Origin of the sequence: Oceanibium sediminis (genome assembly GCF_003265325.1) — a bacterium.
GTDB lineage: Bacteria > Pseudomonadota > Alphaproteobacteria > Rhodobacterales > Rhodobacteraceae > Halovulum > Halovulum sediminis.
The window spans coordinates 420241-438141 of record NZ_QGNX01000001.1; the positions used below are offsets into that span (position 1 = coordinate 420241).

The 17901-nt window shown below is 65.5% G+C and carries 15 protein-coding genes; 5 read left to right on the forward strand and 10 right to left on the reverse strand.

All coding sequences use genetic code 11. The features are described from left to right. Positions 1-74 precede the first annotated feature (74 nt). The gene (locus DJ029_RS02080; protein ID WP_157966234.1) at positions 75-1004 is read right to left on the reverse strand and encodes a ketopantoate reductase family protein; all 930 of its coding nucleotides are present in this window, start codon (positions 1002-1004) and stop codon (positions 75-77) included. Positions 1005-1261: 257 nt separating this feature from the next. Here DJ029_RS02080 and rpsO point away from each other — a divergent pair, with 257 nt between their 5' ends. Together rpsO and pnp are read left to right on the forward strand one after the other, a co-directional pair. After that, positions 1262-1531 carry a 30S ribosomal protein S15 gene (gene rpsO, locus DJ029_RS02085; RefSeq protein ID WP_112320663.1) on the forward strand — a complete coding sequence of 90 codons (270 nt, stop codon included), beginning with the start codon at positions 1262-1264 and terminating at the stop codon, positions 1529-1531. Between the two features lie 196 nt (positions 1532-1727). After that, the gene (gene pnp / locus DJ029_RS02090; protein ID WP_112320664.1) at positions 1728-3854 is read left to right on the forward strand and encodes a polyribonucleotide nucleotidyltransferase; all 2127 of its coding nucleotides are present in this window, start codon (positions 1728-1730) and stop codon (positions 3852-3854) included. 63 nt (positions 3855-3917) lie between these two features. Here the strand turns inward: pnp and DJ029_RS02095 are convergent, their stop codons facing one another. Beyond that, entirely contained in the window at positions 3918-4925 is a 1008-nt protein-coding gene (locus DJ029_RS02095) for a polysaccharide pyruvyl transferase family protein (RefSeq protein ID WP_112320665.1), read from the reverse strand. A gap of 152 nt (positions 4926-5077) precedes the next feature. Between DJ029_RS02095 and DJ029_RS02100 the strand changes: the two genes are divergently transcribed. Next, positions 5078-5992 (forward strand): ROK family protein, encoded by a 915-nt coding sequence (locus DJ029_RS02100; RefSeq protein WP_112320666.1) that lies wholly within the window; start codon positions 5078-5080, stop codon positions 5990-5992. Positions 5993-5999: 7 nt separating this feature from the next. Here DJ029_RS02100 and DJ029_RS02105 read toward each other — a convergent pair whose 3' ends face one another. The 7 genes from DJ029_RS02105 to DJ029_RS02135 form a co-directional block, all read right to left on the reverse strand. Beyond that, entirely contained in the window at positions 6000-6668 is a 669-nt protein-coding gene (locus DJ029_RS02105) for a pseudouridine synthase (protein WP_112320667.1), read from the reverse strand. A 45-nt stretch (positions 6669-6713) separates the two neighbouring features. Further along, a complete protein-coding gene (gene pgl, locus DJ029_RS02110) occupies positions 6714-7388 on the reverse strand; it encodes a 6-phosphogluconolactonase (RefSeq protein WP_112321308.1) in 675 nt (224 codons plus the stop codon). A gap of 92 nt (positions 7389-7480) precedes the next feature. After that, positions 7481-8572, reverse strand: coding sequence for an ABC transporter ATP-binding protein (locus DJ029_RS02115; protein ID WP_112320668.1), 1092 nt, complete (start codon positions 8570-8572; stop codon positions 7481-7483). A 13-nt stretch (positions 8573-8585) separates the two neighbouring features. Further along, positions 8586-10232: an alpha-amylase family glycosyl hydrolase gene (locus tag DJ029_RS02120; protein WP_112320669.1), complete on the reverse strand. Its 1647-nt coding sequence runs from the start codon at positions 10230-10232 to the stop codon at positions 8586-8588. Positions 10233-10256: 24 nt separating this feature from the next. Further along, complete coding sequence (locus DJ029_RS02125) at positions 10257-11411, reverse strand: carbohydrate ABC transporter permease (RefSeq protein WP_112320670.1); 1155 nt, start codon at positions 11409-11411, stop codon at positions 10257-10259. A gap of 12 nt (positions 11412-11423) precedes the next feature. Next, entirely contained in the window at positions 11424-12404 is a 981-nt protein-coding gene (locus tag DJ029_RS02130; protein ID WP_112320671.1) for a carbohydrate ABC transporter permease, read from the reverse strand. Positions 12405-12476: 72 nt separating this feature from the next. After that, positions 12477-13841, reverse strand: a complete 1365-nt coding sequence (locus DJ029_RS02135) for an ABC transporter substrate-binding protein (RefSeq protein ID WP_112320672.1) — start codon at positions 13839-13841, stop codon at positions 12477-12479. A gap of 223 nt (positions 13842-14064) precedes the next feature. Here DJ029_RS02135 and DJ029_RS02140 point away from each other — a divergent pair, with 223 nt between their 5' ends. Together DJ029_RS02140 and DJ029_RS02145 are read left to right on the forward strand one after the other, a co-directional pair. Continuing rightward, a complete protein-coding gene (locus DJ029_RS02140; RefSeq protein ID WP_112320673.1) occupies positions 14065-15141 on the forward strand; it encodes a substrate-binding domain-containing protein in 1077 nt (358 codons plus the stop codon). Continuing rightward, positions 15104-16438, forward strand: coding sequence for a GH1 family beta-glucosidase (locus DJ029_RS02145; RefSeq protein ID WP_112320674.1), 1335 nt, complete (start codon positions 15104-15106; stop codon positions 16436-16438). The genes DJ029_RS02140 and DJ029_RS02145 overlap by 38 nt, the downstream gene beginning before the upstream one ends. Here DJ029_RS02145 and DJ029_RS02150 read toward each other — a convergent pair. After that, on the reverse strand, positions 16435-17799 hold the full coding sequence (locus DJ029_RS02150) for an MATE family efflux transporter (RefSeq protein WP_232822935.1): 1365 nt from the start codon (positions 17797-17799) through the stop codon (positions 16435-16437). The two genes, DJ029_RS02145 and DJ029_RS02150, sit on opposite strands and share 4 nt — an antisense overlap. Positions 17800-17901 lie beyond the last annotated feature (102 nt).

The window sequence follows — 17901 nt, forward strand, 5'->3', positions numbered from 1 at the left end:
GCGAGCCTGCCGTCAGGCAAGGGCACTTTATCACCGCCACCCCGCAGAACCTGCGGCCTTGATTCCGCGCCACACTACCCCCCGCTTTTCGGCGGACCGTCTATATAGGGCGACAGGGCGGCGAAAATCGTCGTGTTGATCGGCGTCGGCACCCCCTGCTCCTTGCCCAGTTCGCTGACCCGGCCCGCGAGCCAGGGCAGCTCCAGCGGCTTGCCCGCCTCCAGGTCGATCAGCATTGACGCCTTCTGCCCATGGGGCTGGTGCGACAACATCTCGACCACCCGCTCGACATGAGCGTCATCGAAGCGCTGCCCCATCGCCCGCGCCACGGCGACGTTCTCGGCCAGGGTGTCGCGGAACAGGTCCAGCAAGGGCGGGCTGGCATAGATCACACCCACCGGCTGGCGCGCGATGCAGCACACCGCCGAAAACGCGGACAGCGCCACGAACTTTTCCCAGATGACATGCCCGATATCGTTAGTGCCGGTCACATCGGCCCCCACAAGGGTGGCGGCCGCCTCCAGGAACTCGGCCATCACCGGATCGCTTTCCATCGCGTCGATCACCGACTTGTGGATACCGCCGGGGTTCACGATGACGCCGGGCGCGCCGATATGCGCGGCAAGGTAGATGATCCCGGCGGCGATCTGCCCCTCGGGTACGAAACGCGCGATCAGCCGCTTGCTGTCGATCCCGTTCTGCAGGGTCACGACGCGGGTATCCGGCCCGATCATCGGGGCCACGTCCTTCGCGGCCTGTTCCGTGTCCTTCAGCTTGACCGCGAAGATGACGATATCCACCGGGCCGATGTCACCCGGGTTGTCGGTCGCCTGAACGTCCCGCGCATGAAAATCGCCGTGCGGGCTTTCCAGCCGCAGGCCATTGCACTGGATCGCGGCAAGATGCGCCCCGCGTGCGACGATGCGCACGTCATGCCCCGCCTGCGCCAGCCGCGCGCCGAGGTAGCCGCCGATGCCGCCCGCGCCCATGATACCGATTTTCATACTGCCCCCCTTCCCGCTGTGGCGGATGCAAGTATAACAGGGAAGTGCGCCCCGCCGCAGGGCCTCTTCGCCCCTGCCGCGCCGCCGGACCACGTCACGTTTTTTCTTTCCTTCGGCGTGGTTTTGCGCCATATACCCGCCAGCGCCCGCAAAACCAGCGGGCGCCACGCGTTTCGGGCCGACCCTGCTGGACGACATCCCGGCTGTGGCCGCCGAGGACGCGTTTTGATCCCTCCGAACCAAAGAAGGAGCATTCGATGTCGATTACGCCAGAGCTGAAAGAAAAGCTGATCAGGGAATACGCCACGAAAGACGGCGACACCGGTTCGCCGGATGTGCAGATCGCCATCCTGACCAGCCGTATCTCGACGCTGACCGAGCACTTCAAGACCCACAAGAAAGACAACCACTCGCGTCGGGGTCTGCTGATGATGGTGGCCCAGCGCCGCAAGCTGCTTGACTACGTGAAGCGCAAGGACGAGGAGCGTTACAAGATGCTCATCGGAAAACTCGGCATCCGCCGCTAAGAACACACTGGTCCGGCGCGCCCAACGGGGCGCGCCGGATCGTATCAGGGGCGGTGTGCTGCGCGCCCCAAGATCCCCGCAGCACATGTCCGAAAGGGCGCCGCGCCCCCGTCCCCGGGTCCGGCAGTCAGGATGAGATGTAACGGGGGACACATGCGGACGACTGCCAAGGGGCAGCCCCGCGAGAGGAACATACATGTTTGATATCGTGACAAAATCCATCGAATGGGGCCATGACACCCTGACGCTGGAAACGGGCAAGATGGCCCGTCAGGCCGATGGCGCCGTGGTGGCGACCTATGGCGAAACCTCGGTGCTGGCCACCGTCGTTTATGAAAAGCAGCCCAAGCCCGGGCTCGATTTCTTCCCGCTCTCGGTTCACTACCAGGAAAAGTACTACGCGGCCGGCAAGATCCCCGGCGGCTTCTTCAAGCGGGAAGCACGCCCGACCGAGAAAGAGACGCTGACCTCGCGCCTGATCGACCGTCCGATCCGCCCGCTGTTCGTCGACGGCTTCAAGCACGAGACGCAGGTCATCATCACCGTGCTGAGCCACGACCTGGAAAACGATCCCGACATCGTCGGCATGATCGCCGCTTCCGCCGCGCTGACGATTTCCGGCGCGCCCTTCCGTGGCCCGATCGCGGGTGCACGCGTCGGCTTCGTGGATGGCGACTACATCCTGAACCCCGCTGTCGATGACATGGACAAGCTGCGCGAGAACCCCGAGCAGCGCCTCGACCTGATCGTTGCCGGCACGAAAGACGCCGTGATGATGGTCGAATCGGAAGCCTACGAGCTGTCCGAAGCGGAAATGCTGGGCGCCGTGAAATTCGGCCACGACCAGATGCAGCCCGTGATCGACATGATCGTGGACCTGGCCAAGGACGCGGCGAAAGAGCCGTACGACTTCCAGGCTCCGGATTATGCCGACCTCTACACCAAGGTCTGCTCGCTGGGCGAAGATGCGATGCGCAAGGCTTTCGCCATCACCGACAAGCAGGAGCGCACCGCCGCCATCTCTACCGCGCGTGAGACGATCAAGGCCGGCCTGAGCGAGGAAGAGCTTGAGGACAAGAACCTCGGCTCTGCCATCAAGAAGCTGGAATCCTCGGTCGTGCGTGGCGACATCATCAACACCGGCAAGCGGATCGACGGTCGTGACCTGACCACCGTGCGCCCGATCGTGTCCGAAGTGGGCCTGCTGCCCCGTACGCACGGCTCCGCGCTGTTCACCCGTGGTGAGACGCAGGGCCTGGTCGTGACCACGCTCGGCACCGGCGACGATGAGCAGATCATCGACGCGCTGCACGGCGAGTCGCGCTCGAACTTCCTGCTGCACTACAACTTCCCGCCGTACTCGGTCGGTGAAGCCGGCCGCTTCATGGGCCCGGGCCGCCGCGAAATCGGCCACGGCAAGCTGGCATGGCGTGCGCTGCAGGCGGTTCTGCCCGCCGCGACCGACTTCCCCTACACGATCCGCCTGGTGTCCGAGATCACGGAATCCAACGGCTCGTCCTCCATGGCCACGGTCTGCGGTGCATCGCTGTCGATGATGGACGCCGCCGTGCCGCTGAAAGCGCCGGTTGCCGGTGTCGCCATGGGTCTGATCCTGGAAGACGACGGCAAGTTCGCCGTTCTGACCGACATCCTTGGCGACGAGGATCACCTCGGCGACATGGACTTCAAGGTGGCCGGGACGGAAGCGGGCATCACCTCGCTGCAGATGGACATCAAGGTCGCCGGCATCACGCCGCAGATCATGGAACAGGCGCTGGCACAGGCCAAGGACGGTCGCCTGCACATCCTGGGCGAGATGGCCAACGCGCTGAGCGAAGGTCGCCAGGAATTCTCGACCCACGCGCCGCGCATCGAAACGATGCAGGTTCCCACCGACAAGATCCGTGAAGTGATCGGCTCGGGCGGCAAGGTCATCCGCGAGATCGTGGAAACCTCCGGCGCGAAGGTGGACATCAACGACGACGGCACCATCAAGATCGCCTCACCCAACGGCGAAGCCATCGAGAAGGCCCGCGCGATGATCCATTCCATCGTGGCAGAGCCCGAGATCGGCCAGATCTATACCGGCAAGGTCGTCAAGATCATGGACTTCGGCGCCTTCGTGAACTTCTTCGGCAAGCGTGACGGGCTGGTCCACGTCTCCCAGATGTCGAGCGAGCGCGTCGGCCACCCGAAGGACGTTGTCCAGGAAGGCCAGGACGTGAAGGTCAAGCTCATGGGCTTTGACGACCGCGGCAAGGTGCGCCTGTCGATGAAGGTCGTGAACCAGGAAACCGGTGAGGAGATCAAGGAAGACGCGTAAGCGCCCTTCCTGATCAACAATACGGGCGCCGCGGGGAAACTCGCGGCGCTTTTCTTTTGCGGATCAGCCCTTCGCGGCTTTGGCGATGTCGTCAAACAGCGCGTCGGACCGCGCCTGCCCCTCCGAGACCGCCTTGGCGACCAGCGCCGCTTCCTGCTCGGAGAAGCGGTGGAATGCCGGGTCGCGCGCCGCCCGTGGCAGCGCATCCAGGTCCACCAGCCGGTCCGTCCCAAGGCCGGTATCCTCCAGCAGCGCTTCGATCTTCCAGGAGTTGGAGCGCACTGCAAGGAACGGCGTTCCCGTGGCGATCGACAAGCAGACACCGTGGAAACGGCCCGTGACATGCAACTCCGCACGACGCAGTTCATGGGCGTACTCGGCAACGGTCGGCACACGGCGCAGCATCGGCTGGGTGTAGAAGAACCGCCCAAGCCCGGCGTCTTCCAACATCTGCCGCGCGCCAAGGCGCAGCCGCCGCGCGGGCGGATGCTCGACCCATTTGATCGCGATCCGCCGGTCGCCCAGCGCGTTTTCCGCCAGTTGCGCCAGCCCGGAGGACACCTCGCGCAGCACGCTTTCCCCCACCAGCACCCCGGAGCGCCGCTCGTCCCCGGTCAGGTCCGAACCGCACAGGGACAGGTCGTGGCAGAAGCCGACCTCGCGCCCGGAAACGGCGCTCATCTCGGCGGCGCTGCGGCTGTCGCGGGCGGAAACCCCCGCCATCGCCCGCAGGTAGCGCCGCCAGAACGGCGGATTGTCCTGGTAGAGCGTGTTGATCAGAAAGACCGGCGTGTTGCCCCTGTCGGGATGTTCGACCACTTGCAGCATCTGCGCGCCCTTGCGCGCGCCGTGGTGCATCGTGCCTTCGCCGTTGATCACCACGACATCGGCGCGGCGCAGGGCTTCCAGGAAATTCTCGTTGTTGTCCCAAGGCTTGCCCACCGGCGCGCTGCCGATGACCGCGATGCCGCGCGCGGCCAGTTTCTCGGTGATGACATCCATCACCCGCGAGCACCCATGGTGATTGTTGGGCCGGGTGTCGTTCATCAGAACTGCCGTCAGGCCGGTCATGGGTGTAATCCTTTGGTCAGACAATACTTGGCTTTCGCAGATCGGGTACTGGCGGTCAATTCCCCCGGAACGCCCGCAACTGTTTCACGGAATACGGTTTATACCTACGTGTTTACCCGTTAAAATCTTAACCCAGCAACAGGGGTGGCGTCATGCGTATTGGGTTCGACTACGGCGGCACGAAAATTGCCGGGATCGCCCTGGACGATCAGGGGAACACGCTGGCCACGGGCCGGGTCGCGACGCCGCGTCACGATTACGACGGCGGCATACGCGCCATTGCCGGGCTGATGGACCGGCTTGAGAAGGACGCCGGTCAGCGGGCGACGAACGTCGGCATCGGCGTGCCGGGCTCGGTCGACCGGGAAACCGGGCATGTGACCATGGGCAATTCGGTCTGGCTGCACGGCAAGGACCTGCGCGGAGACCTGCGCGACGCGCTCGACCGTCCGGTCGCCATCGCCAATGACGCCAACTGCTTCGCCCTGAGCGAGGCGGTGGACGGCGCGGGCAAGGGCGCGCCGGTGGTCTTCGGCGCGATCCTCGGCACCGGGGTCGGCGGCGGGCTTGTGGTGCATGGGCAGGTGATCGAGGGGGCGAACGCCATCGGCGGCGAATGGGGGCACATCCCCCTGCCGATGCCGATGGATGACGAGCGCCCCGGGCCCGAATGTTCCTGCGGGGTGCGGGGGCACACGGAAGCCTGGCTGTCCGGACCGAGCCTTGCGGCGGACCACGCCCGGCGGATCGGCCTAGACCCGGACAATGGCCCCAAGGCCCCCGATGTGATCGCCGCGGCCGCCGGGGGCGACCCCGCGGCTGAGGAAACGCTGCGCCGGTTCGAGGATCGGCTCGGCCGCGCGCTAGCCACGCTGGTCAACGTGATCGACCCGGACGTGATCGTGCTCGGCGGCGGGCTGTCCAACGTCGCGAGGTTCTATGAGACCGTGCCGCCGCTGATCGAGGCCCATGTTTTCGGCGACAGGTTCCGCACCCGGCTTTTGCAGAACGTGCATGGCGACAGTTCCGGCGTGCGGGGCGCTGCCTGGCTGGAGCCGCGCGTCTGAGCAGGGTTCAGAACGGCGCGGGCGCTTCGTATTCGACCCAGGCGCCGCCCTCGGGGTGGCGCAGGCGCAGGCGGTGGGCGTGCAGCATCAGGCGCGGCGCGGCGGCCAGCGCGTCCTTCGGGGCATAGAAACGGTCGCCAAGGATCGGGTGGCCGATGGACAGCAGGTGCACCCGGATCTGGTGTGAGCGCCCGGTCAGCGGCGTCAGCGCCAGGCGCGCGCCATGCGGCCCCTGCCCGGCCAGTTCCCAGTCGGTGACGGAGGGCTTGCCCGTTTCCGCGCAGATCTTCTGCAAGGGTCGGCGCGGCCAGTCGCAGATCAGCGGCGCGTCGATCCGGCCCCGCTCCGCCCCCGGCGTGCCCCAGACCATGGCGAGGTAGCTCTTTTCCAGCACCCGCCCCTCGAACTGCTTGTGCAGGTGCCGCTGCGCGAGCCGAGAGCGCGCGAAGACCATCACGCCGGAGGTGTCCATGTCCAGCCGATGCAGCAGCAGCGCATCCGGGAAGGCCGCCTTCACCCGCGCTTCAAGGCAATCCTCCAAACCGTCGGCCTTGCCCGGGACGGACAGCAGGCCAGCGGGCTTGTCGACAAGCAGCAGGCTGTCATCCGCGTGCAGCACACACAGCGGATCGGTCGGCGGTAGGTAGGGCGCGCCCGAGGGAAGAAGGCCGGTCATCGTCATGTCGGGCGGTCTACCCGGCCCATGCGGCGGGGTCGAGCGTCAATCGGCGTAGTGCACGGTGATCGGCTCTGGCGCGGACAGCACCGCGCGTACCGGGGCTTCGGACGCGGGGCCTTCCTTCAGCGCGGCTTCCAGCGCGTGGCTCTTGCCCTCACCCATGATCAGCAGGTGCAGCGCGCGGGCGGCGCGCAGGACCGGGGCGCTCAACGTCATGCGCGGCTCCGGCGCGCCGGGGGCGCGCATCGGCAGCAGGACGGGGGCGTCATCGCTGAGCGCCTCGTCCAGTCGGTCCGCACCGGGAAAGATCGAGGCGGTGTGCATATCCTCGCCCATGCCCAGCACGCAGACATCCAGCGGCAGCGCGGCGGACACATCCGCGATCAGATCGTCGATCACGTCCTCGGGCGCATCGCCCTTTGCATAAAACGGCACGAACCGCGCCGCGGCGGCGCGGTTTTGCAACAGCGTGCCGCGGATCAGCCGGGTGTTCGAGCGGTCCGAGGATTCGGGCACGAACCGCTCGTCCGTCAGCATGACGGTGATCTTGTCCCAGGGAATGTCCCAGGCGCTCAGCGCTTGCAGGAAGGGGCCCGGCGTGGTGCCGCCGGGCACGGCCAGCGTTGCGCGGCCACGGGCGGCCACGCCCTCGGCAAGCTCACGCGCGACGATCTCGGCCAGGTCGGCGTTCAGCTCTTCGCGGGACTGGTAGTGCATGATGGCGGGGATCAAGGCGACGCTCCTTCAGATGAAAACCGGAGAGGCGCGACCGCACCCTCCGGTTTCAGGTGTTAGCAAACGGCAGGTCCCTAGCGGTAGAGGTAGGATTCCCCGTCCATGTCGAAAAGATGCATCTTTTCGGGCGGCGCGGTCAGTCGGATGACGTCACCGCGCTTGATTTCCCGGATGCCGGGCAGTTTGGCGATGAAATTCGGCTCACCGCTTTCCGTCTCGAAGTAGAGGTTGGTCGTCTCGCCCAGCGCCTCGATGACGCTCACGGCCCCTTCGAAAACGTAGTCCTCGCCGTCGGTTTCCACGAAATCCTCAGGGCGAACGCCCAGTTGCACAGGCTGCCCGTTGTCCGCCTCGGTCGAGGGGATCGGCGCGGTGACATGCCCGCCCTTGTCGGTGACGACGGTGGTCTCGGCCCCCGTGCCGGTCACCTTCGCCGACATGATGTTCATCGCGGGCGAGCCGATGAACTGCGCCACGAAGGTGTTGCAGGGCTTTTCATACAGCGTCAGCGGCGCACCGACCTGGCGGATACCGCCGCCTTCCAGCACCACGATGCGGGTGGCCAGGGTCATCGCTTCCACCTGGTCGTGGGTGACGTAGATCATCGTACTGTCGGGCATGGATTCCTTGAGCTGCGCGATCTCGATCCGTGTGGCGACCCGCAACGCGGCGTCCAGGTTCGACAACGGCTCATCGAACAGGAACACCTTGGGATCGCGCACGATGGAGCGCCCGATGGCGACCCGCTGGCGCTGCCCGCCCGACAGCGCCTTGGGCAGACGGTCAAGGTAGGGCTCAAGCTGAAGGATCCGCGAGGCGTTGGCGATGGCGGCGTCGATCTCCTCCTTCGGCTTCTTCGCGATCTTCAGGCCGAAGGCCATGTTTTCGCGCACGGTCATATGCGGATAAAGAGCGTAGGTCTGGAACACCATGGCGATGCCGCGCTGTGCGGGGGGCGTTTCGTTTACCCGAACGCCGTCGATCTGCAACTCGCCCGCGGTAATCGTCTCCAGCCCGGCGATCATGCGCAGAAGCGTGGATTTCCCGCACCCCGAGGGGCCGACGAAAACGATCAACTCTCCGGTGTCGATATCCAGGTTGATGTTCCGCAGAACCTCAACACTGCCGTAGGACTTGCCGACATCCGTCAGCTTGAGCGTTGCCATTCTTTCCTCCCTTTTATCCTTCGGCGATGAACGCCTGGAACGGTGGCAGAAGGACCTGCCGGCCGTCTTGTTTTATTTCGAACCCGAGGCCGCCGATCTCGGCCCAGGATCCTTCCGGCAAAGGGGCGATCTGCGCCGCGTTCGACAGGTTGAACGCGCAGTACATCGGCGCCTGGCCCGCCTGCTCGCGGGTGAAGGCGATGACCGTGTCGCTCGCCTCCACCACCTCCATCGCGCCCTTTTGCAGGACCGGGCGCATCCGGCGCAGGCCGATCAGGTTGCGATAGAAGTTGAGCATCGAGTCGCTGTCCCCCTCCTGGCTGGACACGGACTTGGGCAGATGCTCCATCGCGACCGGCAGCCAGGGCTTGGTGTCGGTGAAGCCGCCGAATGGGCCGTCGGGGGACCAGACCATGGGCGTGCGGCACCCGTCCCGGCCCTTGTACTTGGGCCAGAACTCCTTGCCGTAAGGGTCCTGCAATTCCTCGAAGGGCACGTAGGCCTCGGTCAGCCCCAGTTCCTCGCCCTGGTACAGGCAGACCGACCCGCGCAGGCACATCATCAGCGCCGCGTAGAGCCGCAGGCCCTTGTCGCCCAGGTTGAAGCGGCTGGCGTGGCGCTCCACGTCATGGTTGGACATGGCCCAGCAGGACCAGCCGTCCGGCGCCTTCTGCTCGAAGCGCTGCATCACCTGCGCGGTGCGCGTGCCGGTGATCGGGTTTGGCCCGAGGAAGTCGAACCCATAGCACATGTGCAACCGGTTATCCCCGGCGGTGTATTCACCCACGATGTCCAGCCCGATCTGCGCGTCGCCCACTTCTCCCACGCTGGTGATGTCGGGGTATTCGTCCATCAGGGCGCGCATCCGCTCAAGGAAAGCGACGTTTTCGGGCTGGTTGCGGTCATACAAGTGCTGCTGGAAGTTGTAGGGGTTCACCTCCGGCGCGATGGATGCGTTGCGCTGCGACTCCTCCAGCGGGGGGTTGTCGCGGAATTCCTTGTCGTGGATGTAGAAGTTCACCGTGTCCAGGCGGAACCCGTCCACGCCCCGGTCCAGCCAGAAGCGCACCACGTCCAGCAGCGCGTCCTGCACCTCGGGCTCGTGGAAGTTCAGGTCGGGCTGCTCCTTCAGGAAGTTGTGCAGGAAATACTGCCGCCGCGTGCCGTCCCACTGCCAGGCGGACCCGCCAAAGACGCTCAGCCAGTTGGTGGGGGGCGTGCCGTCGGGTTTCGGGTCGCGCCAGACGTACCAGTCCGCCTTGGGGTTGTCCCGGCTGGACCGGCTTTCCTGGAACCACGCGTGCTGGTTGGACGTGTGGCTCAGCACCAGGTCGATCACCAGCCTGATCCCCAGTTCATGGGCGCGCGCGATCAGCGCATCGAAGTCCCCCAGCGTGCCGAACATCGGGTCCACGTTGCGATAATCGCTGACGTCATAGCCGAAATCCAGCATCGGAGAGGTGAAGAAAGGCGACAGCCAGATCGCGTCCACCCCAAGGCTGGCCACATAAGGCAGCCGGTGGATGACGCCCGACAGATCGCCGATCCCGTCGCCGTTGCTGTCCTGGTAGGACCGGGGATAAATCTGGTAGATCACCGCGCCCCGCCACCAGTCGGGGTCGGGCTTCAGGTTGCTGATGTCCCCGGTGGGGAAAACCATATTCACGTCGTCTGTCCTTCCAAGTTACTTGACCGAGCCGGCCAGAAGGCCGCGCACCAGGTAGCGCTGCATCGTGAAGAACACGACCAGCGGCACCGCAATCGACACGAAGGCCGCCGTCGCCAGGATCCCCCAGTCCCCCCCGCGCGAGCCGAGCAGGTCATCGGCGATCTTCACCGTCATCACCTTGCTCTCGTCGGACGAGGGCAGGAACACCTTGGCCACCAGCAGGTCGTTCCAGGTCCACAGGAACTGGAAGATCGCGAAACTGGCCAGCGCCGGGAAACTCAGCGGCAGCACGATCTTGGTGAACACCTCGAAGTCGGTCGCCCCGTCCACCTTGGCGCATTCGATGATGTCGCGCGGCAGGCCGACCATGTAGTTCCTGAGCAGGTAGATCGCGAGCGGCATCCCGAAGGCGGTGTGCGCCATCCAGATGCCAAGGAAGCTCTGCCCCACGCCGATGGCGTTGTGCAGGTTCAGCATCGGCACCAGCGCCAGTTGCAGGGGCACCACCAGCAGGCCCACCACGGCGGCGATCAGCAAGCCCCGTCCCGGGAACTGCATCCACGCCAGCGCATAGGCGGCGAAGGCGGCGACAAGGATCGGGATGATCGTCGCCGGGATCGTGACCGTCAGCGTGTTGATGAAGGCGCGGTCCATGTTGTCCGCCGTCAGCACGTTGCGATAGTTGTCCAGCGTGAACTGCGGCGGCGTGTCGGCGGCGAAATAGATCCGCGGGCCCCGCCGCCCGAATTCCTCGGGCGAGGTGAAGCGATACGCACCGTCGGGCGCCACGCTCAGCGTCTGCCCGTCGTCCAGCTCCGCCACTGTGCCCGCCGGATACTCCGCCGGGGCGCGGCCCGAGTCGCCGAAGGCGGTGACGGTGCCATCGCCGGAGCTGAAGGCGGCCTGCACCTCCTCATCCTCGAAGATGTTACCCTCGATCACCCAGATACTGCCGTCCTGGGTCGCCTCCTCCACCGGGGCGCGGCCGCGGAACGTCAGTTCGACCGAGAAGGGTGCCTGCCACCAGCCGGAGGCCGAGATCTGGTCCCGGTCCCGGAAGGACGAGACGAAAAGCCCCACGGTCGGGATCAGCCAGACCAGCACCATGAAGACGACGGCGATGTTCGTGGCCCAGCTCAGCGCCGATTTCTGCCCTGCGATATTGTCCATGTCCGATCCCCCTCAGCGCATTTCTTTGCGCGCTTGCATGATGTTCCAGATCATCACCGGGGTGACGATCAACATGATCACGAAGGCGACGGCAGTGGCCCGCCCGTCGTCGCGGAACATGTAAGACATCATGTAGCTTGGCAGAATTTCCGTGCCGAAGTTGCCCCCGGTCGTCGCGTAGACGATGTCGAAGACCTTCAGCACCAGGATGGTGATCGTGGTCCAGACCACCACGATGGTGGCCATGATCTGCGGCACCTTGATCTTGAAGAAGATCTGGAACGGGTTCGCCCCGTCGATGATCGCCGCCTCGATCGTATCCTCGGGCACGCCGCGCAGGGCTGCGGACAGGATCACCATGGCAAAGCCGGTCTGGATCCAGATCAGGATCACCATCAGGAAGAAGTTGTTCCAGAACGGGATCTGCAACACGTCGACGGGGTTTTCCGCGCCCAGCATCTCTCGCACGGCGTTGATCATGCCGATATCCGCGTCATTGGCGTAGACGAACTTCCAGATCAGCGAGGCGCCCACGAAGCTGATCGCCATCGGCATGAAGATCAGCGACTTGGCGATGTTACCCCATTTCAGCCGGTCGGTCAGCTGCGCCGCCAGAAGGCCAAAGAAGGTCGCACCCGCCGGGACGAAGATCACCCAGAGGAAGTTGTTGAACAGGCTGGTGCGGAACCCGTCGTCCGCCAACAGCGCGGCGTAGTTGCCCCCACCGATGAATTCATCCCCCGCGCGGTTGAACAGCGAGCGGTAGAACGAGCCGATCACCGGGTAGACCAGGTAAAGCCCCAGCGCGAAGATCGCGGGAAACAGGAACAGCCAGGGGCGCACCTGGTTGGCGCGATTGATGTTGCGCCCCGGGTTGGGGCCCTTGGTCGGAAAGATGACCTTATCAAGGATGAGGTTGGCGAAATAGAAGTAGCCGACACATCCACCAACACCGATCACGATCGTCAGCACACCCTGAAGCAGCGGACTCATGACATCCTTCCTCCCGTTTTGTTATCAGGGCGATGCCCGCGTCGAGGCGGGCACCGCTTGGCACTGCCGCGCCTACTGGATCGAGTCCCAGCGGTCCTGGATCGTCTTCGCGACAGAGGCGGCATCCTCGCCGCCGGTATAGGCGACCATGCCCTTCCAGAAGGCGTCCGCGCCGATTTCTGCCGGCATCAGGTCCGAGGCGTCGAAGCGGAAGGTGGTCGCGCCCAGCAGCACGTCGCCCAGCGCCCGCGCGGTGTCACTGGCGTAGGCTTCTGGATTGACACCGCTGAACGGCGTCAGGAAGCCGGATTGCGCCATCCACACCTCATGCGCGATGGGCGTTTTCAGGAACTCGATGAAGGTATGGGCTACCGGGCTGTCGTTGGTGACCGCGAACAGCGTTCCCGCGCCCAGCACCGGCTTGCCCAGGTCCTTGCTCTCATAGGCGGGGAAGTAGAAGAAATCGACATCCAGCCCCACTTCCGTGCCCTCGGGGAAGAAGGTGGGAATGAAGGACGCCTGGCGGTGCATGTAGCATTCCGGCGGGAAGGTGAACAAACCGCCCGGGCTGTCGCGGAAGTCGGTGTTCGCCACCGCCGCCGAACCGCCGTTCACGTAGTCGTCGTTGCGCGCGAAATAGCCGTATTCCTCGATCGCCCCCACCACTGCGGGGTCATCGAAGGGGATCTCGTTCGCGACCCAGGCGTCATAGGTGGCCGGATCCTGGGTGCGCAGCATCATGTCCTCGACCCAGTCCGTCGCGGGCCAGCCCGTCGCGGCCCCGGACCCGAGACCGATGCACCAGGGCGTGCCGCCGTCGGCCACGATCTGGTCGGTCAGTTCCTTCAGTTCCTCCATCGTCTCGGGGATGTCGTAGCCTGCCTCCTCAAAGGCCTCGGGCACGTACCAGACCAGCGATTTCACATCGACCTTGTAAAAGAAGCCGAACAGCTGATCGTCCCCGTTCGCATCAGGATAGGTGCCTAGGTCGACCCAGGACTGACCGGCGGCGTAGTTGTCGCGCACCCAGTCGCCGGTGCCATCTGCCAGCGGCGTCAGGAACCCGCGCGAGGCGAGGTCTGCGGCCAGCCCCGGCTGCGGAAAGACGGCGATGTTCGGCGCCGAGCCCGCCTGCGCTGCGATCACGATATCCTGCTCGAAACTTTCCGAGCCGGAGTAGTTCACCGTCGCGCCTGTGGCGGCGGTGAAATAGGCGGTGACGCTTTCCACCAATTCCTTGTCCGCGCCCGTCCAGGGGCCGGTCATCGTCATGGTCTGGCCGCTCAGATCATGCGCGGCGGCGAAATCCTCGTAACTTTGCCAGTTGAAGGTCGAATCCTCGCCCGGGGCGAACAGCAAGGAAACATGGCTGTCCGCACGGGCAGCGCCAGCGGAAATGGCCAGCGCGGCGGCACAGGTTAACAACTTGTATTTCATAACAAACCTCCCAAGGTTTCACCCCGGCTATGGGGCTGGTTCTCATTCCGCGTCCTGTTGACGACGCTTTCAAACCGCTTTGATTACTTCGAAAAATGTAAGCAGTTTTTTGACCTGTCAACTGATTTCGCCCCTGTTTCCAATCCCGGACCGGGTCTGGCGGCTTGATTCACAGGCGTTTCACGCAATACATTCAAATCGGTTTGAGAAAACGGAACGCCGGATGAACCTCAAGGAACTCGCCGCCAGCCTGGGCCTGTCGCCCACCACCGTCAGCCGCGCGCTGAACGGCTACCCGGAGGTCAGCGCCGCCACCGCCGCCCGCGTCGTCGCCGCCGCGCGCGAACATGGCTACGTGCCCAACAGCGTCGCCAAGCGCCTCGCCACGGGCCGCGCCATGGCGATCGGCCACGTGGTGCCGCAAAGCGAGCATGACATGATCAACCCGATCTTCGCCGACTTCATCGCCGGTGCGGGCGAAAGCTATTCCCAGGCCGGCTACAACATGCTGATCAGCGTCGTCCCCGCCGAGGAGGAGGCCGCCAGCTATACCGCCCTGGCCACGGCACGCAGCGTCGACGGGGTGATCGTCCACGGCCCGGCGGCACAGGACCCCCGCATCGAATGGCTGGAGGATCTGGGCCTGCCCTTTATCGTGCACGGGCGCACGGCCGGACGGCAGCCCCACAGCTGGATGGACATCAACAACCGCCGCGCCTTCCACAAGGCGACGGACCTGCTGATTGACCTCGGCCATCGCCGCATAGCGCTGCTGAACGGGCTGGAGCGGATGGACTTCGCCCACCGCCGCCGCATCGGCTACGAGGACGCGCTTGGCGCGGCAGGGATCACCATCGACCCCGGCCTGATGTTCAGCGCCGACATGACCGAACCTTACGGCTTCCAGACGGCGATGCAGCTTCTGAAATCGCCCGAACCGCCCAGCGCGTTCCTCGCCTCCAGCCTGATAACGGCGCTGGGAATCAGCCGCGCGATTTCCGCCTGCGGGCTGAAACTGGGGCAGGACGTTTCGGTCGTGACCCATGACGATGCGCTGTGGTTCCTGCCCAATCAGGGCGAGGTGCCGATGTTCACCTCGACCAAATCCTCGGTCCGCGCAGCGGGCAAGCGCATCGCGCAGATGCTGATCGACCAGATCGAAGGGCGCGCAGAGCCGGGCGTTTCCGAGCTGTGGGAGGTGGAGATGATCCAAGGCCAGTCCACCGGCCCCGGCCCCTTTTCCCAGAACAAGGAGCACGGACTTGAGCAGCCTCACCTTCGCGCGCAGCGCTTTTCCTGACGGCTTCACATTCGGGGCCGCCACATCCGCCTACCAGATCGAGGGGCACGCCCATGGCGGCGCGGGGCCGACCCACTGGGACAGTTTCGCCGCCACCCCCGGCAACGTGGTTAGGGCCGAGGATGGCGCACGCGCCTGCGACCACTACCACCGCTGGGAGTCGGACCTCGACCTGATCCGCGATGCGGGCTTTGATTCCTACCGCTTCTCCACCTCCTGGGCGCGGGTCCTGCCCGAGGGGCGCGGCGCGCCCAACCCCGAGGGGCTCGACTTCTACGACCGGCTGGTGGACGGGATGCTGGAGCGGGGCATCAAGCCCTTCGCCACGCTCTATCATTGGGAACTGCCCCAGCCGCTGGCGGACCTTGGCGGCTGGCGCAACCGCGATATCGCCGACTGGTTCGCCGATTTCACCACGCTCATCATGGGCCGCATCGGGGATCGCGTCCACGCCGCCGCACCGATCAACGAGCCGTGGTGCGTTGGCTGGCTCAGCCACTTCATGGGCCTGCACGCGCCGGGCCTGCGCGACATCCGCGCCACCGCCCGCGCCATGCACCACGTGCTGCTGGCCCATGGGCGTTCGATACAGGCGATGCGCGCGCTGGGGATGGACAACCTCGGCGCGGTGATGAACTTCGAGTACCCTTTCCCCGCCGATGACAGCCCCGAAGCGGCGCAGGCCGCGCGCACCTATGACGGCTATTACAACCGCTGGTTCCTGTCCGGCGTTCTGAAGAAGGGCTACCCGGCGGACGTGCTGGCGGGACTCGGGCCGCATATGCCCACCGGCTGGCAGGACGACTTCGACACCATCGCCACGCCGGTCGACTGGCTGGGGGTCAATTACTACACCTGCAAACGCATCGCGCCCCGCCCCGACCAGCCCTGGCCTCATTTGGAGGAGGTGCCCGGCCCCCTGCCCAAGACCGCCATGGACTGGGAAATCTACCCCGACGGGCTGCACCACTTCCTGACCTGGATTCACCGCGAGTTCGACAGCGGCCTGCCGATCTACGTAACGGAAAACGGCATGGCGTCCTACGACGAGCTACAGGACGGCGCCGTGCCCGACCCCGCGCGCATCGACTACCTGAACAGTCATCTCGGCGCTGTGCAGCGCGCGATAGCCGACGGGGTGCCGGTCGCGGGCTATTTCATCTGGTCGCTGATGGACAACTACGAATGGGCGCTCGGCTATGAAAAGCGCTTCGGCCTTGTCCACGTTGATTTCGACACGCTGGAACGCACGCCGAAAGCCTCCTGGCACGCGCTGGCGAAGGCGCTGAGGGCCTAGACCAGCCCCAGCTCCGCCCGGCGCATGAAGCGCAGCGTCAGCATCACGGCGGCATAGGCCAGCCCGATCGCCATCCCCGCCCAGACGCCCGCGCCGCCCCAGCCAAGGGGGAAGCCCAGCACATAGGCCACCGGCAGGCCGATCACCCAGTAGCTGGTGATCGCGATCACCATCGGGCGGCGGGTGTCCTTGATGCCCCTCAGCAACCCGGCCGAGATAACTTGGGCGATATCCACAAGCTGGAAGATCGCCGCCACCGCCAGCAGGCTGACGCCCATGGCCAGGATCGCCTCCACCTCCGGCGCGTCGCGGTCGAGGAACAGTGACACCAGCGGCCCCGGCACCGTCAGCAGCACCAGCGCCGCGAACAGGGCGAAGGCAAGGCCCATGATCAGCACCGTCTTCGCCGCCCGGTCCAGCCCCACCGGATCGCGCCGCCCATAAGCGTTGCCGACCCGGATCGTGCCCGCGCTCATGATCCCCAGCGGCACCATGAAAAAGACCGAGGTGATCTGCAACGCGATCCCATGCGCGGCCAGCGGAACCGTGCCCAGCCAGCCCATCATGGTGGTCGAGCCCGCGAACAGCCCGAACTCAGCCAGCAGCGTCGCCGCGACAGGCAAGCCCAGCACGAACACCTCGCGCAATGCGCCCCAATCGGGGCGATAGAAGCGCACGAACAGGTTGTACTTGCGCAGATCCTGCTGCCAGAGGGCATAGACCACCAACATCCCGGTCATCACGATATTGGTGATCAGCGTCGCCGTTGCCGCGCCGCGAATCCCCATCTGGGGCGCACCGAAGTTGCCGAAGATCAGCGCCCAGTTCAGCCCGAGGTTCAGGATCGCCCCGGCGATGGCGATCCACAGCACGATGCCCGGCCGCTCCAGCGCGGACAGATGCGCGCGCAGCACCAGCACCGCGGCTGCCGGGAACAGCGCCCACATGGCGATGCCAAGGTAGTCGTCCGCAAGGGCCGCCAATTCGGGCTCCTGCCCGAAGGCCAGCAGGATCGCCTCGGTCTGCCAGTAGAGCGGCAACAGCAGCGCCATCACGATGGTGACGGCCCAAAGGCCCATGCGCGTGGCCCGGCGCACGCCGCGGATGTCGCCCTCGCCCTCGGCGCTGGCGACCATGGGCATGACCACCTGGCTGAAGCCCACCGCTATGATGAACCCCATGAACCAGAAGGTGGACCCGAGCACCCCCGCCGCCAGCGGTTCCGCCCCCAGCCAGCCCAGCATGATCGTGTCGCCAAGCTGCAAGGATTGCTGCGCCAGGAAGGCGCCGACAAGCGGCATCGCAAGCCGCATGGTCGCACGGAAGTGGCCGCTCCAGGGCAGCAGCGGCTTGGGAGTCATCGTAATTTCGGTCATTGCATCGCAACGATTACGCCGCGCGCCCGAACAAGGCAATCAAAACAACCAGGAACGAAACCCCCGCGGCGCGGCGCGCAGCGGGGG